This is a genomic window from Planctellipticum variicoloris, from assembly GCF_030622045.1.
In the GTDB taxonomy this organism is placed as follows: domain Bacteria; phylum Planctomycetota; class Planctomycetia; order Planctomycetales; family Planctomycetaceae; genus Planctellipticum; species Planctellipticum variicoloris.
Genome location: NZ_CP130886.1, coordinates 4,975,867 through 4,992,412, shown reverse-complemented (window position 1 = coordinate 4,992,412; position 16,546 = coordinate 4,975,867). Strand labels below are relative to the sequence as shown.

The window sequence follows — 16,546 nt, the reverse complement described above, 5'->3', positions numbered from 1 at the left end:
ACCCAGGCGGGGTCGCAGAGTGTAGCCGGTGGTTGAGCGTAGCGACACCACCGGTATTCGAGCGCAGCGACGACACTCTCCCGGAATGCGGCGATTACTACTGCTACTTCCCCCGCCGCGCCGCCCGCAATTCCGACAGCTTCCGGATCCAGTTCGCCGCGGATCGGCGGGTGAGTCTGGGTTTCTCGGCGGCGCTGCGGGCGGTATCCAGCACGCCGAGGACTTCGTCGACGGTCAGGTTCAGCCGGCGGGCGATCGGTTCGAGCCGGCGGCGTTCCTGGGCGGCGGTCGCGTGGCCGCGGAGCTCCGCGAGAGTCTGTTTGAGATAGGTCTGCAGGACGCCGCCGCCGTCGCGGGACTTCCAGTACCAGCTTCCCAATGCATCGGTGTGGTCGACGATGTTCTGTCGCGGCGTGAGCAGCTTCGGCAGCAGCGGCCCGAACCGACGGCTGTTCCACCAGCCGTAGAGGAAACAGAGCAGAATGAGCTGAATTGTGATCGGGCGGATCGTGGGATCGAACAGAATGCCGACCGACTTCGGCGTGCCTGAAGCGTTGAGGGATTCGTCGAATTCGATGTAATAGACTTCGTCGAACTGCTCCAGCAACCGGATCGCGAGGATGCTGTTGTCGCCGTAGGTGAGGAGCTGGTTCGAGAAGATCAGCGGCGAGGCGACGAAGACAATCTGGCCGGCGCCCCAGGTCATTTTGACCGCCTGCGGGGCGCCGCGGTGTTCGACAAGCAACTCGGAGCCGGGGGCGAGCAGATGCCCGTCGGTCCACCAGGCGAGGTCGGGAGAGTCGAGGAGCTTGGACTGCGGGGCGGCCGCGTCGTCGGCGTCTTCGTCCAGGATGTAGCGGACGCCAAGCTGCGGGACCGCCTGGTCTTCACCGCGGAAGGCATAGAGCAGTTTTCCGCCGGAGGCGACCCAGTTGAGCATGGCGTCCCATTCCCCGGCGGTCGGCTCGCGGGCGGGCCCGAGGACGCAGAAGGCGTATTCGGTGTCCCAGCTCTGCAGCGCGCGCGGGAGGGGCTGGGTGTTGCGGGTTGCGAAACTCCAAGTTTCTCCGGCCAGCCGGTAAAACGCTTTCTGGCCTTCGGCCGTGGTGCTGTAGGTATCGCGACCGGTCCCCGAATCGAGAGGCGGAAACCAGAAGTGGAGTGATAGCGTCCCGAGAATCAGGGCCGGCCAGAGGAACGCGGGGAGGGACCGCAGGAGGGCCTTCATAGCGTGGCCTCCTGGGGGAAACCGGTGCGGTAGCCGTCGAGGGCGATATCGAACGAGTCTCGAGTAGCTTCCCGCCGGCCGAAGTTGACCGGTTCGTACTGGTCGACCATCGCCCGGAAGCCTCCGTAGGCAGACTGATTGCCGCGGAGGACGCGGAGATAGTCGCGGAAGGTGAGACCACGGCGATAGCGGATCAGCCGCTCGCGCTCGATCCGGCTCATGCCCCCCAGCAGCAGTTGCGCGATGGCCTCGCGGAACTGGCCCGCCGCCGCGAGTTCGAGCGCCTGGCGGATGAATTGGTCAGCCGGGGTCTCGCCGGGCGAGCGGTCGTCGGCGAAGAGGGAAACATCCCCCGTCGCCAGGTCGGAGCCGCCGGGCTTGCGGCGTTCCCAGGAGGCGACGGCCCGTACGACCAGATACACGATCAGCACGACGGCCAGGGCAATGCCGACGTAGGCCAGTCCCTGCAGCAGGTGGCCCAGGGCCGAGGCGAATCCGCCCAGGCCAATGTCGGGGATGTTGAACTTCGGCCCGCCCGAATCTTCGTCGGCTTTGGGACGCGAACGGGTCCGGTCGCGGGTTGGACGGGGAGTCTTCGGAGCGGGGCCGGTCTCGGCGGGCCGGGCTTCATCGGGGGCGGGCTGGCCGGCTGCGGGCTGCGGTCCCGGTTGATCACCGGGACGTGCGGGGCCGTTGCCGGGTTTGTCGTCCTGGCCGGACGCTCCTTGCCGGCCCGATGCCCCCTTGCCCTTTCCACTTCCGCGAGCGTCGCCGGCCGGGGAGCGTGCCGGTGCTTCCGAGCCGGACCCTGACTTCCGCCCGCGGAGCTGGCCATCTTCGGAAAAGTGCTCGAAGTAGCGGAACTCGGGTTCGGAGAGGATGCGGTCGGCGCTGGCGCGCACGTCGGCAGCCGGGAGGAGCTCGTCCTGCGCGACCGCGGTCGGGAGACTCGTCGACGCCGCGAGAATCAGCAGTCCGAGCGTTCGTGAAGTCAGGCCGCTCATGGGCTGGACTCCAGTTGCCGGGTGGCGTGCTGCAGGGCCAGCTCCATGTCCCAGCAGTCCCGGCGGACGCGGAGATCGATGTAGCAGAAGTACCAGGCGATGCGGATTACCGGATAGACGAGGAAGAAGGCGACCACCTGCAGGATCAGGGCGGCCCGGTCCTGGAACATCAGCGTGCCGAGATCGGTGAAGAAGACTTCGCCGTCGAAGCCGATGCCGATGTCCTGCCCCAACTCCGAAAGCCGGCCGACGAGGGGCGAGCCGCCCCAGACGACAGTCACGGCGGCGTCGAGCGTCAGCAGCATCAGCAGCCAGAGGAAGCCGCCAAAGGCGATCAGCAGGGCCAGTCGGAGAGTCAGATCGGAGTAATCGGCTTTGATCAGCTCGCCGGTGCGGCGGTCGTGTCCCTTGCGATGGAGCTTCGCCAGGACGCGGCTTTCGGCCAGGAAGCCCCACCACGACGCGGCCAGCAGTCCCGGCAGAACGCAGAAAACCAGTCCGATGGCGATCAGGACGCGGGCGCCCAGGACATTCGCCATGACGTCGGTTAATGCGGCGGGCGTGCGGAGCAGGCTGGACCAGGTGAGCCGGTCGCCGAAAGTCGCTTCCGCCACGCCGCGGGTCAGGATGACGCCGAGCGGTCCGGTGACGAGCAGGCAGGCCCCGGCGGCAATGAGCCAGGCGTAGGGCCGGTCATGGCACCAGAACTGGACGAACAGAACGACGGGCAGGGCGGCGAGGAGATTGAGCGCCGCGAGGATCGGGGCATGGGCCGCGAAGAACGACGTCGCCAGATCGATGCAGTGTCCGACCGAGCGGGGTTCGAGCGGGATGGTGGCGCGATCAAGCCGCATGGTTCCTCCCGGCGAGGAACAGGTAGGCGTAGACCACCAGCCAGAGGAGCGTGCCGACCACGTACTTGTAGATCGCGGGAATGGGGGCGGGCGACCAGAATGCTTCGATCAGGGCGGCGATCATCAGCATCACCGCCGCGCCGGCGGCGATCTGCACGGCCTGCGAGGAGCGTTCCAGGAGGGCTTCGCCGCGCGTGCGATTGCCGGGATGGAGCAGGGCGTCGCCGAGCATCAGTCCCGCTCCGCCGGCGATGGCGATGGCGGTGAGTTCGAACGAACCGTGCGAGATGATGAAGCTGACGAATTTTTCCGTGTGTCCCAGCGAGAGAACATAGCCGCCGACGGCGCCGATCACGATTCCGTTGTAGAGGAGGGTGTAGATCGTGCCGATGCCGAGCAGGACGCCGCGGGCGAAGCACTGCAGGGCAATGCCGACGTTGTGCTGCACGTAGAAGCCGGCCATTGCTGCCCGTTCTTCGCCGAACTGATTGGAGTCGTCGTCTTCGTCGTCGCTCCATTCAGACGTGGAAGTTTCCTCAGTGTCATCGCCATCGCTGTCCGGGTCCGTCTTGTCTGTCGGACCATACATCTGGTCGAACTGCTCCATCGCCTGCGGCGGCAGGATGCGGGTTGCCAGCGAGGGATCGTTCTGGATGACGGTCCAGGCGATGGCCCCCGGCAGGAAGAACAGGGCCGCGGCGACCAGGAAGTAGCCGACATTGGCCCGCAGCAGTCGGGGAAACCCGGCGGCGAGGAACTGCGTGACCTGATTCAGGCGGCCGGGCGGCGCGCTGTAAAAGGCGTTGTGCCCGCGGGCGAGGAGGCCGTTGAGATAGTCGACGAGGCTCTGGCCCCAGTCGCGGGAGCGGATGGTGGCCAGGTCGTTGGCGAGTTCGCGCATCAGGCGGGAGAACTCGGAAATCTCTTTGGCGGTCATCCTCTTGAGCGAGATGCCGCGCAGGTGATCGACCCGTTTCTCGAATGCTTTCCAGACCGGTCGGCGACGGCGGATAAACTGCTGCTTGTTCATGACGCGGCAGCTCCTGCCTTGCGGGGCCGGCGTCGCGCCGGGGAATCGTCGTCGCCGTCCGCGTCGCGCTGGCGGGCGAACGTCACGTGGACTCGCGCGAGAAAGGCCATCGGATATTGTTCGACGAGCTGCGGATCGCCGCGGTATCCGAGCGAACGGGCCAGGGCTTCAGCGAACGGACCGGCGAGGGCGTGGCCCCGCTCGTAGGAGAGAACTTCGCGCCGCGCCAGGAATTCGTCGATCAGCGCCAGCGTGGCGGGACGCGGCAGGCGGCTCCCCAGCTCGTCGCGGGGGATGGCGTCGATCTTGTCGAGGATCATCGGCGGCCGAGGCAGCTCGGGGCGTTTTTCGTGAACGACGACGGTCCGGGCTGCGAGATCTCCCAGCCGCTGCAGTCGCGGCGCGAGGAGCATGGCGATGAGGGCCGGGCCGTAACAGGGAATGAGAATCAGCAGCCCCGCGTGCTCGCCGTAGATCAACAGGAAGGGGATGGTGTCGCCGGCCCGGAGCAGGTTGCGGAGCGTGGCGGACCACCACGAGAGGGGCTGGCCGTTGTCCTGAATAACGCGGAGGCCGCAGAGTCGCTTGCCGGGGGTCTGGCCCTGCCAGAAGTATTCGAAGCCGATGGTGTAGCCCCACTCCAGCAGGAACATCAGCAGGAGGAGCGAGCCGATGGCCGTCCCCGGCAGGACCAGCGCCACGACGGTCATCGCGATGCAGCCGGCGACGAGGAACGATGCGCGGATGGCGAAGTCGACGGCATACGCGGCCAGCCGCCAGGCTGGCCCGGCGAGCTGCCAGGTGAGCAGGACGTTTTCGGGCGTCTCGATCACCAGATCGAGCGAGCCGCTGGATACAGAGGGTGAAACGGCCGCCGACGCCACGCCGCGAGGTCTCCGCAAGAATCGGGTGCTTGTGGAGACAGCGTACCGGGTTGGTGGGTGGGGGGCGAGGGTGGGGATTTTGGCGGGTGGTTGTGGAGGGGAGATGTGACGGAGCGACTTATACCTTCAGTCCGTCCAACCGGTCACTCGCCGAAACGGAGGATGAATTCGGTGGGAGTGCTGGTCGCGTCCGAGGATTTCAGTTCAATCACAACCTCGTCGGCGGAGACGCCGGTGATGGCGGCGGTTCCGCGGCCGGTGATGGGCTGGATGGTGGCGGTGAAGAGGAAGAGGTTGCGCGCGGTGACGCGGGTGACGCCGCAGTTGGGGAGTATGGGGATTTCCTGCGGCTTCCAAGTGACGTCATTCAGTTGAATCGACGCCGGGACCGCGGCCTCGCCTTCCGGTTCAAACTTCAGTTCTCGCGAGCTGAGACGCAGGCGGGCCGTGCCCGAGAACTGAGGAGCTTTGATGCGGAGCGTGTGGCGGGGCGACGAGATGTCGTCGAGTTTCTTGCGGATGGCCGCCTGTTCGAGCCCCTGCGATTTGGCGGCGGACCGGGAGTACCAGTAGGCGGCGCGGCGATTGAGAGCGACGGCGCGACGTTCGTCGTCCTTGGCGATCTGGCTCCAGAGATCGCCGACGGCAGTCATGTCAGTCGCCAAGTCAGTTTTCCCCAGATCCAGTTCGCGCGAGGCGGCGTTCTGCAGCTTCGGGTCCTGGCATTCGGCGAGGACTGTCAGTCCGTCGGACCAGCGGCCCAGGAGACAGCAGAGAAACAGGCCGAGCTCCGTGCGGGCGACCGGGTCCGCGGGATCTTTCTCCAGTTGCGGCAGGAATGGAGCAAGGCGGCTCCATTCCTGCCGGACAGACTCGATATAGGCACGTTCTTCGTCGACATCAGCAATCAGGCGGCGACTGCGAGTGGCCTCGGCCAGTTCACGGGCGACGTTGATCAGTTCAATCGCGGTGTCGAATTTGCGGCGATCGCAGTCACGGAGACTCAGTTCAATGGACTCTCCGACGAGAGCCTGCGTCGCAGAAAATGAAGGCCGCATTGATTTCTGGAGTCGGCGGAAGATCGTTACGGCGGAATCGTGGTCTGGTTCGCCGAAGTCGGTGCGAAACTTGCGGAGTGTCTCGACGGTCCTGGCTGCATCGCCGTCCGCGGCTGACTGCCTCGCAGCGCGGAGCAGCAGCAGATAGCGGGCGGCCGAGTCCGTTTCCGTCTCGGCCGTGTCCCGGTATCGTTGCGCCAGTTCGCGTGCCGAATCCGTCATTGGATTCGCGGGCTGATCACTGCCAAAGACCTGGCTGATCAGTGCTTCCGCGGCCTTGCGGGCAGACTCGTCGGGGATTGGCAGTCGACTCCGGGACGGTATGTCGGCGATCGGAATCACAATCGGCTTCCCCGATTCGGCATCTTCTGCGGTGACCGGAGCACCGCGGGCCGCCCAGTTGACGAGGACCTGCAGGAGCCAGTAGCCGGTCTGCTTGCCATGCCTCGGTTCGGCAGTGGTGAAGGTGACGCGTCCGTTGTGCCAAGGGATCGTGGCGAGGCTGGGATGGCCGGCGTGGTAGCCTTCCCCACGACGCAGGATCAAGACATGGGGCGACGAGACCTCGAAGCTGCCCGAGTGTCCCAGATAGTTTCCCGGAGGAATGAGGGACTCGGAACCCGCAAAGACGACGTCTGCGACAGGTTCGACAGCCTCATACTTGTCCGCGTGGAAATAGCTGGTCTTGACGCCAAATTGTCGCATGTGCTCCATGTGGCTGCCATTAAAGACGCCAAACACCATCAGGTGGCCGCCATCGCGAATGAACTTTTCCAGATGCTGAAAGGCGGGCGGTTCACTCAGCGGGGGATCCCGCCAGTAGACCATCATGTGGGACCCGGAGATGATGAGAAAGTAGCGGCGATAGTCGTCGCGTTGAGCGTCGAACGTGCGGACGACATCAAGGCCGACATTGTGTTCTTTACAGGCCGCTTCCACGACGGCCCGTTCTTCGGGGAGCATGGTTACCAGGAGGACTCGCTGTCCGATGGAACGCTGCAGTCGCGGACAGTCGATCTTCTCGGATGCAGTCTGTCCGGAAACGGAAGAGACGAACAGCAGAAATCCCAGGAGAGATGTCGACTGAAAGAGGCGTTTGCGTTTCTGACTGAGGCGCGGGGAGTGGGGCATGCATCAACCTCGATGATCACGAGTCACGACGTGCGGGTGACTCCGCTCCGGCAAGAACGAAGGTCACGAGTATACCCCGCAACAGGTTGCGACTCTACTTTGTGCATGCGAAACCGGCGCAGTCGAACTGTTTTCCAAGGTCATTCCAACTCTCAAACCGTGACGAAAGTCCGCCAACCCCGCTGGAATCGCACGCCTCCATTTCCTTCACGGAAATCCCCGCTGCAGAAAAAAGTAGATCCAGTTCTCGAACGCGGCGCTCGCGACCGACTTTTCGGCCCAGACTTCTGCGTCGTCCAACCGGAAGCGGATGGAGGCCGATGTCATCCGTGCGTGGGCGTATTCCCAGCGCAGCTTGCTGTCGCTGGCCTTGCGGGCTTCGATCAGCAGCAGCAGGTCCGGGTTTGTGCCGGTGGAGGTCATCCCGAAAATCGCGCCCACCGGGAGCTTCGTCTGCGGATCGGAGTACTCGAAGATCGGCTTGGGAATGGTGCGCGTTTCCGCTCCGCTCGTGCCGTCGTCTTTGACGTTGAGCCGGGCCGTAAACCGGTCCTTGAGCGATTTGATCTGGGCGATCCGGAGCCGGGGATTGTCGGCCGGAGCATCGGCTCCGGGGATCGGGGTGAACGTCACTCCCGGCTTGCGGGCCGCGTACTCCCGATTGCCCGGCCAGCGGACCTTCACGAGCTCTTCGGAGAGAGAAGCGAAGCAGATGGTCCACATCTGGCCGCCGCCGTGGTTGTTTCCTTCGACCTTCTGAAAAGCGACGGGCCGGGCGTCCCGCGTCCAGACCCACAGCGTCGCGTCGGGAATCAGCCGTTCTTCGTCCGAATAACGAAAAACCGGATTGGGAACCAGTTCCACTGTCTGCTCGTCGCTTCGGTCGCCAGGGGGGAGCGAGATGCTTGTTCCTTCCGCGTAGGTCCGCATCCAGTTTGTGTAGCGATCCTTTCGCGCCTGAGCGGCCTGCTTCTCGGCGTCGTCCTCAGCGTGCGCCGTTCGCACGGGGAGGCCAGACAGCAGGACCCCGGCGGCGATGGCTGCGAAGACGCCAGAACAGACCCAGGTTACCAGTCGAGGTGAACGCATCATTGAGTGCTCCGGATTGCAGAAACGAAAGACACCCGTCAGGGTAGGGACAAGCGATCATAAGATGAAGGGGGCCGGATCAGCAACCGCGGAGCGGGACGGGGCCGGCGTTGTGGGTGTGTGAACTGCCGCTTTCTGGTCCGCGAGACAAGTTGCTTCGACTCCGACAGCCGTCTTCGCGTCATTCGGACGAGTAGAATCTGCCGGCCGTCGTTCCGCGAATAATCTTTTGCACCCGTTCTTGCACTCCCCGCGGAATCTCGCGTCGCCATGTGTCGACGCTCTCCGGTTTGCGATGGAGACCGTAGAATCTGGGCGAAGTGGTTGTCGTACTGCGACGGATAAATCGTTCGACCTGCCGATCCCAGGGCAGGTCAATCGCCGCCAGGATGCGACGCATTTCCCGTTCGGGATGGGCGCAGAGATCTTCATACCGGACGATCAGGCGGCCTGGCCGATCAGCGATCTCATTGATGGCCTTGCTGTAGAGCAGCGCCCATCGGAACGTCTCCACGTCGAACTGGTCAGCGCGGTCAATTCTGGCAAGCAGTTGTGTTGCCGTCTGCGACCGATCGGCAAGCAACTCGTTGATCTCTTCGCCGGAAACAGGCGACATCTTGCGTTGTTCGATGCCTCGATGACGCGAGGCAAAGACTCCGCACGGGTGTCGCAGCAGCAGGATGATGTTGTCCGGCCGAGTCGCCTCCGCAATCACCCCGAGTCTGCCGACGGACCAGACCGATTTCCAGACCAGGCAGAATCGGTCCGACGGTCGGTACTGAAGAACCTCAGGCAACCGAATATTTCCCAGCATCCGTTCCGTAAGGCGGAGGGTTGCGGTGAGCGTGCGGCGCGTGTGAAACTTCAAGCTCGATTCGTTGGCCTTGCGAAACACCGGCAAAGTTCCTGATGTCCTGATGCGATGGAGATCCGGGAGAGCCTGCGTAAACTGCCGAAGCTGGTCGCCATAGCGACCGACCTGCTCGAGAGCGACCAGCACGGGCATTTTCGGAAACTGTGGGGGGCGATCCGGTTCGTGGCGATACAAAGTTGCCGGATGACTGTCCAACAGCTTGGCCAGCCAAGTGGTTCCAGAACGCGCGAGACCGGCGACCAGAGTCTGCGAATCGACGAGGTTCGTTGGCGACATGAATTCTCGATTACGCAGGAGATTCTGCAGTCCGCGATGAGTTCGGTGTGGTGACGAGAGACGCCGAAGACCCGGTACCGGGAAGAACGAGAAATCAAAGTCAACGTATCGACTCAGATGCCGTCTGAGCGGCGCCCCACAGATTGCAGGTTGCGATGGGCGGAGCTGTGAATTTCGAGCATATCGCCGGGCGGCGGGCGCTGGAATTCGGTCGATCGGGAATTCGATCCCGCCCGGTCACGGGTTGCCAACCCGCCCCGCACCCGGCGATAATCGCATCGACAACCGTTTAAGCGAGGTGCCGGATGCGCGACAGGGCTCTGAGTCTCGGGCTGGCCGTTTGTTTTGTCCTGGCGGGGGCGTCTGCCCAGGCCGCGGAACGAGGGCCGCTCAATTTCTCGCGGGACATCCGGCCGATTCTCTCCGAGCATTGCCTCGGCTGCCACGGGGCGGACAAGCCGCAGGCCGATTTCCGGCTGACGTCGCGCGAGGCGGCCCTCGGCCAAGGCGAAAGCGGGCACGTCGGCATTGTGCCGGGGAAGCCGGCGGAGAGTGAGCTGGTTCGCCGGATCACCGCGGCCGATCTGTCGGAGCGGATGCCTCCCGAAGAGAAAAAAGCCCTCAAACTCGCGGAGATCGAGCTGCTGAAACGCTGGGTCGCTGAGGGGGCGCACTGGGGCGGACACTGGGCCTTCGAGCCGATTGCGTCGCCGGTTCCGCCGGAGGTGCAGCACGTCGCGAACGTGCGGAATGAGATTGACCGGTTCGTGCTGGCCCGGCTCGATCAGGAAGGGGTGACGCCGTCGCCTGAGGCGGATCGTTATACGCTGATCAAGCGGCTGTCGTATGACTTGCTGGGGCTGCCGCCGACCGTCGCCGAGGTCGATGCCTTCGTGAATGATGCCTCGCCGGGAGCGTACGAGGCGCTGGTCGACCGGCTGCTCAAGTCGCCGCATTTTGGGGAGCGCTGGGGCCGGCACTGGCTCGACCTGGCTCGCTATGCCGATTCGGACGGTTACGAAAAAGACCGGGCGCGGGGGGATGCGTACCTGTTCCGCGACTGGGTGATCGAGGCCATCAACCGGGATCTGCCCTACGACCGGTTCACGGTGGAGCAGATTGCCGGTGATCTGCTTCCCGGAGCGACGGCCCGGGAGCGGCTGGCGACGGCGTTCAACCGGCAGACGCTGACCAACGAAGAAGGGGGCGTCGATCAGGAGGAGTACCGCATCAATGCCGTTTTCGACCGGACGGAAACGCTGGGGACGGTCTGGCTGGGAATGACGGTCGGCTGCGCGCGGTGTCACAGCCATAAGTACGATCCCCTGCCGCACGACGAGTACTACCGGCTGTTCGCATTCTTCAACAACGCCGACGAAACGTCGACCGACTGGCCGACGTCGGCGAAGGATCTGGAAGAATACGATCAGCTCGCCAGCGACCTGCAGGCAGCGCTGGACCGCCGGCATCGGGCGCTGGCAAAGGACGAACTCGCCTGGGAGACAGCCGAGCGTGAGAAGATCATGTCGCAGTCGGTCGATCCGCTGGCCGAGCACGAGGTGACTATCGTCGAAGCGACGGCCGAAGCGAGCAAGCTGGAATTCGAGAAGGGGAGCGCCTGGGCGGTTGCCGAGGGGCCGGAGAAGGAGCGGGTTCCGCCTCCGGACAAGGACGTCTATTCGGTGGTGTTCGAATCGGGGCAGACGAGCATCACCGGCCTCAAGCTGTGGACGCTGGCGAACGACCTGCTGCCGGGCAAGGGGCCGGGGCGGGCGCCGAACGGGAATTTCGTGCTCACCGGTTTCAAGGCCACAGTCATCCGCCCGGATGGAACGGAGTCGCCGCTGGAGCTCCATCGGGCGTCGGCCGATTTTACGCAGGCGAAGTTCTCGCCCGAGCATGTGCTGTCGCCGAAAGGCGATGGACCGAGCGGCTGGGCGATTGCTCCCAAAATGGGAGAGAAACACTGGCTGCTGGTACGGACGGCGGGGCGGGTCGATCTGGAAGCCGGCTCCAAGATCCGGCTGGTGCTGGAGCAGAACTATGGTGGAGCGCACACGCTGGGAAGGTTCCGCGTGATGACGCTGACGGGCGACGAACGAGGCATCCATTTCGCGAGAAAGGACATCGCTGACGCGCTGGAGATGTATCCCGAAAAACGGGTGGCGTCGGTGCAGCGGAAGCTCTTCGACTACTACGTCAGCGACGTCCTGAAGGACGCCGAGTCGCAACGGATGGACGGTGAACTGCGAAAGCTCAAAGAGCAGTACGCGGCGAAGGTCATGTCAGCCCGGACGCTGACGGCGCCCCTGCTGGAGCGGACGACGTATGTGTTCGATCGGGGTGACTTCCAGCAACGGACTCAGAAGGTGGAGCCGGGAACCCCGGTCGTGCTGGGGTCGTTCCAGCCGCGGAGCACGCAGCCGGATCGGCTCGATCTGGCGCAGTGGCTGATCTCGCCGGAGCAGCCGCTGACGGCCCGCGTCGCCGTCAATCACGTCTGGCGGCATCTGTTCGGAGAAGGGCTGGTCCGCACGCCGGGCGATTTCGGACTGCGGGGGGAACCGCCCTCGCATCCGGAGCTGCTCGACTGGCTTGCGACGAAATTCCGGGGCGACCTCGGCTGGAGTCGGAAGCAGCTCATCCGGTTGATCGTGACCTCTGCGACGTACCGGCAGTCATCGGCGCACCGGCCGGAACTGGTGGACCGCGATCCGCTGAATGTCTGGCTGGCCCGGCAGAGCCGGTTTCGGGTGGAGGCGGAGATTGTGCGGGATCTGAACTTGGCGGTCAGCGGGCTGCTGACGCCGAAAATCGGCGGCCCGAGCGTTTTCCCGCCGATGCCCGCCGACCTGGCGGCGCTCAGTTATGCCAACAGCTTCTCGTGGAAGAACAGCGAGGGGGCGGATCGCTACCGGCGGGGGATGTATACGTTTTTCAAACGGACGGTCCCCCACCCGAGCCTGATGACGTTCGATTCGCCCGACGCGAACCTGACGTGCGTTGCCCGGACGGTCTCGAACACGCCCCTGCAGGCGCTGCAACTCCTCAACAGCGAGGCCCACGTGGAGGCGACGCAGGCGATGGCTAAGTGGTTGCTGGAAGAATCGGCAGCCTCGGATGCCGAGCGACTGACGCGGGCTTGGCGGCAGTGCGTTGCGCGCCCACCGACCGAGGGAGAACTCGCGGCCCTGGCCGAGTTGCTGGCGAAATCGCGGGCGGTCTATGAAGCGGACCTGCCCGCGGCGAAGGAGGCGGTCGGGACATACGCCGCGAAGGACGTGGAACCGACCGAGAACGCCGCCTGGGTGGCGACGCTGCGGGTGGTGCTGAACCTGGATGAGTTTGTGACCCGGGAATAGGAGAAGAAGGTTTTGTCCTCGTTCCCAGGCTCTGCCTGGGAACGCCGTCTTCGGACGCTCCGCGTCCTCCGGAAGGCTCGTTCTGGCCGGATAGCAGACGAGGCAGAGCCTCGAAAGAGTTCATTCCCAGGCGGAGCCTGGGAACGAGAGTCGGATTTCGGATCTTTCCCCGAAGGGGGTGTTTGATGTGGTCTGAGCAATTGGCAAATCTGACGCGGCGGCATTTTCTGGAGAGTTCCGGCTATGGGCTGGGGCTCGCGGCGCTGACGTCCCTTCTGGAGCGGGAAGGGCGGGCCGGCGATGCGTCGACCAATCTGCTGGCGCCGAAGCCTTCGCACGCGACGCCGAAGGCGAAGAACTGCATTTTCATCTTTCTGGAAGGGGCGCCGAGTCAGCTCGATCTGTTCGACCCCAAGCCGAAGCTCAACGAGCTGCACGGGCAGCCGCTGCCGGAGTCGCTGACGAAGAACGTGCGATTCGCCTTCATCAAGAAGGAGACGGCAGTCCTGTACGGAAGTCCACGGAAATTTACGCCGCACGGCGAGAGCGGGATGGTCTTCAGCGACTTCATGCCGCACCTGGCGACGTGTGCCGACGACATGCTGATGATCCGTTCGATGCACACCGATCAGTTCAATCATCACCCGGCCCAGTTGTCGCTGCTGTGCGGCCGACCGTTCTTCGGCCTGCCGACGGCGGGGGCATGGTTGAACTACGGTCTGGGGAGCGAGTGCGAAGACCTGCCGGGGTTTGTGGTGCTGAGCGCCGGTCGGGGGACGAGCGGCGGGGCGACGCTGTGGCAGAGCGGTTTTCTACCATCGGTCTACGCCGGGGTGCTGTTCCGCAACCAGGGGGATCCGGTCCTGAACCTGGCGAATCCGCCGGGGATTTCCGCGGGACTTCAGCGGGCGGGGCTCGATACGCTGCAGTCTCTCAATCGCCAGCGATACGACGTCGTTCGCGATCCGGAGATCGCGAGCCGGATCGCCAGTTATGAACTCGGATTCCGGATGCAGTCGGCGGCGCCGGAGCTGATCGACCTGTCGGGTGAAACGAAGGCGACGATCGACGCCTACGGACTGGAGCGCACGGAACCGAGCACGGCCGGGCAGGCGCGGGGCGGCGGACCGGGGCAGTACCGGCAATTTGCGCAGGACTGCCTGCTGGCCCGCCGGCTGGTCGAGCGGGGGGTGCGGTTCGTGCAGATTAACCATGCGTCGTGGGATCATCACTCGAATCTCGATGCGGAACTGGGGCACAACTGCGGCATGGCCGATCAGCCGGTCGCGGCCCTCATCAAAGACCTCAAACAGCGCGGTCTGCTGGAGGACACGCTGGTTGTGTGGGCGGGCGAGTTCGGTCGGACGCCGCTCGGTGAGAATCGCCAGGGGCGCGGCGGCGTGACGGGGCGCGACCATCATCCCTCCGCGTTCAGCGTCTGGATGGCGGGGGGCGGAGTGAAAGGGGGCATGACCTACGGCGCGACCGACGAAATCGGCTGGTCCATCACCGAGCATCCAGTCCACATCAACGACTTCCACGCCACGATGCTGCACCTGTTCGGTCTGAATCACCTGAAGCTGACGCATCGCTTCCAGGGCCTCGATGCCCGGCTGACGGGGGTCGCGGGGAATGTCATTCATGACTGGGTGGCGTAGCGGAGGTTGTCATTGGTCAGTTGTCAGTGGTTGGTGGCAATTTTGATGGAGCGTCTCGTCGCCCACAGCTCCCGCTCTGGGCTACTGTAAATCGCCCCTGCCGGGCAACGCAGGCTTAGGCTGAGATTCGGATCCGCGGCAGGGGTGGATTACGGTAGCCCAGGGTGTCAACTCTGGGCGGCACTCGGTTGAACCGGACGCCCGCGAGAGCGACGCGAGCGGTTCGACTGCGGGATTTGGGAGGCTCTGTGTGAGTCTGCTTCACTCATGACCAATTGTCTTGGCCGGGCCGTTCAGGTTGTTCAGTGGATTCGCAGTGGCCCTGACGCAAACTCGTGGCTTGGAATGCAGGTTTCTGCGGCTAAAATCAGGAATTGACGAGACCGATCAGCGGTCGTTGATTGAAGTTCCGCGAGGACTGCGGTTACTCTATGGCTCCTCAGTGCCGGTCGCCCTCCCGCCAGAGATTCCTGCCAATATGGCCTGTCTTTCCGCCGTCTATCGCGTGCAGTGTCCACCTGCCGAAGTTGATGCGGTCAGCCGCGCAATTGCTCTGGAACAGACGGTCGAGGTCCCCGAGGAACTGGTGACGGATCCCGGCATCCGGGAACGGATCGTCGGTCGCGTGGAGGGAATTGCTCCCGTCGCGAACGTTCCCGACACCTTCGATGTGCAGATTCACTACGCCGAGGAACTTGCGCACGGGGGATTGGGGCAGTTCCTCAATCTGATCTACGGCAACATCTCGTTCAAGCCGCGCATCTGCCTGCGGGAGCTGGGGCTGACGCCGGAGTTTCTGGCGAGGTTTCCCGGACCGAAAGCGGGGATCGACGGCATCCGCCGGGCGCTGGGTGTTTATGGCCGGCCGCTGCTGGCGACGGCTCTGAAGCCGCGCGGTTCCACTCCCGACCAGCTCGCAAAGCTGGCCTGCGATTTTGCGGCGGGGGGCGGAGACGTCGTCAAGGACGATCACAACCTGGTCGAGGCGGACTTTGCGGCGTTTCGCGAGCGGGTCGAACGCTGCCAGGCGGGTGTGCTGGAAGGTTCCGCGAAGTCGGGCCGGCCGTGTTACTACCTGCCGAATCTTTCAGCCCCGGTGGGGGAGCTGGAAGAGCGGATCGAGTTTCTCGTGCGGATCGGCGTGCGGGGCGTGCTGTCCGCTCCGCTGCTGCTGGGACTCGATCTGCAGCGACATCTCGCCGCGAAATTCCCGCTGTGGTTCCTGGCGCATCCGACGTTCTCCGGCGTTTATTTTCAGGATCGCGGGCACGGCATCGAGCCGGGGCTGCTGCTGGGGACGATCTTCCGTCTGGCTGGCTGCGACGGGACGATTTTTCCCAACGTGGGGGGCCGGTTCTCGTTTACTCGGGAAGAGTGCCGGCAGATCGTCGATCACGCCCGCGCGCCGCTGGGGAATCTGGCGCCGGCGATTCCGGCGCCGGCTGGGGGCATGTCGTTCGACACGATTTCCGCCATGGCCGAGGCCTATGGCGCCGATTCCATGTTCCTGATTGGCGGCAAGCTCCTGTCGCATTCGACGGACCTGGCGCTCAGCACGGCGAAGTTTCGCGAGGCGATCGAGCAGGTCTTTCCGCAGCAGCGGCTGGGGACGCCCGAGGACGTGGCGATCGTCTCGGCCTGCGAGCTGCCGTCGATGAACGGTGCGCTTAAGTTGCTGCAGCATCTGCAGCACATGGCCGAGTTCCGCTGGACGGGACGACCGGAGACTCCCTACAAAGAAAACGGCGCGCTGCCGTTTCGCGATGTCCGGCGGACTGAGCTGATCGGCCGGGCCGGCGAGCGGACGGCGTTCGATCTGCGGTACTTTGAGATCGGCCCAGGGGGGCACTCCAGTCTGGAGAAGCACGCTCATACGCACGTGGTGATTACCGTGCGTGGGCGGGGCGTGCTGCAGAGCGGCGAGAACGAACTGGTGCTGGGTGAATTCGACGTGGCCTACGTCCCGCCGCTGCAGGTCCACCAGTTGCGGAATCCGCACGCGGAGCCGTTCGGCTTCTTCTGCATCGTGGATCGCGAGCGGGACAAGCCGCAGGCCCCGTAGGGGACGTTGACGGTTGAGTGTTCCGCGTTGAGAGAG

General features: G+C 64.5%; 11 protein-coding genes. 3 read left to right on the top strand and 8 right to left on the bottom strand.

Annotated elements, in window-relative coordinates; translation table 11 throughout:
- Positions 1 to 103: 103 nt before the first annotated feature.
- The 8 genes from SH412_RS19365 to SH412_RS19330 form a co-directional block, all read right to left on the bottom strand.
- Positions 104 to 1,228, bottom strand: coding sequence for a DUF4350 domain-containing protein (locus tag SH412_RS19365; RefSeq protein WP_336519661.1), 1,125 nt, complete (start codon positions 1,226 to 1,228; stop codon positions 104 to 106).
- Positions 1,225 to 2,232, bottom strand: a complete 1,008-nt coding sequence (locus SH412_RS19360) for a hypothetical protein (RefSeq protein ID WP_336519660.1) — start codon at positions 2,230 to 2,232, stop codon at positions 1,225 to 1,227. The genes SH412_RS19365 and SH412_RS19360 overlap by 4 nt, the downstream gene beginning before the upstream one ends.
- Positions 2,229 to 3,086 carry a hypothetical protein gene (locus SH412_RS19355; protein WP_336519659.1) on the bottom strand — a complete coding sequence of 286 codons (858 nt, stop codon included), beginning with the start codon at positions 3,084 to 3,086 and terminating at the stop codon, positions 2,229 to 2,231. The genes SH412_RS19360 and SH412_RS19355 overlap by 4 nt, the downstream gene beginning before the upstream one ends.
- A complete protein-coding gene (locus SH412_RS19350) occupies positions 3,076 to 4,116 on the bottom strand; it encodes a stage II sporulation protein M (RefSeq protein ID WP_336519658.1) in 1,041 nt (346 codons plus the stop codon). Before SH412_RS19350 ends, SH412_RS19355 begins: the two co-directional genes overlap by 11 nt.
- Positions 4,113 to 5,000: an RDD family protein gene (locus SH412_RS19345; protein ID WP_336519657.1), complete on the bottom strand. Its 888-nt coding sequence runs from the start codon at positions 4,998 to 5,000 to the stop codon at positions 4,113 to 4,115. The genes SH412_RS19350 and SH412_RS19345 overlap by 4 nt, the downstream gene beginning before the upstream one ends.
- A 143-nt stretch (positions 5,001 to 5,143) precedes the next feature.
- Positions 5,144 to 7,189 (bottom strand): hypothetical protein, encoded by a 2,046-nt coding sequence (locus SH412_RS19340; protein WP_336519656.1) that lies wholly within the window; start codon positions 7,187 to 7,189, stop codon positions 5,144 to 5,146.
- A 207-nt stretch (positions 7,190 to 7,396) separates the two neighbouring features.
- A complete protein-coding gene (locus SH412_RS19335) occupies positions 7,397 to 8,281 on the bottom strand; it encodes a hypothetical protein (protein ID WP_336519655.1) in 885 nt (294 codons plus the stop codon).
- A 178-nt stretch (positions 8,282 to 8,459) separates the two neighbouring features.
- The gene (locus SH412_RS19330) at positions 8,460 to 9,428 is read right to left on the bottom strand and encodes a sulfotransferase (protein ID WP_336519654.1); all 969 of its coding nucleotides are present in this window, start codon (positions 9,426 to 9,428) and stop codon (positions 8,460 to 8,462) included.
- A 305-nt stretch (positions 9,429 to 9,733) separates the two neighbouring features.
- Here SH412_RS19330 and SH412_RS19325 point away from each other — a divergent pair, with 305 nt between their 5' ends.
- From SH412_RS19325 to SH412_RS19315, 3 genes are all read left to right on the top strand, one after another.
- Positions 9,734 to 12,790, top strand: a complete 3,057-nt coding sequence (locus tag SH412_RS19325) for a PSD1 and planctomycete cytochrome C domain-containing protein (RefSeq protein WP_336519653.1) — start codon at positions 9,734 to 9,736, stop codon at positions 12,788 to 12,790.
- Positions 12,791 to 12,975: 185 nt separating this feature from the next.
- Positions 12,976 to 14,448, top strand: coding sequence for a DUF1501 domain-containing protein (locus SH412_RS19320; protein WP_336519652.1), 1,473 nt, complete (start codon positions 12,976 to 12,978; stop codon positions 14,446 to 14,448).
- Positions 14,449 to 14,926: 478 nt separating this feature from the next.
- Positions 14,927 to 16,510 (top strand): RuBisCO large subunit C-terminal-like domain-containing protein, encoded by a 1,584-nt coding sequence (locus SH412_RS19315; RefSeq protein WP_336519651.1) that lies wholly within the window; start codon positions 14,927 to 14,929, stop codon positions 16,508 to 16,510.
- Positions 16,511 to 16,546 lie beyond the last annotated feature (36 nt).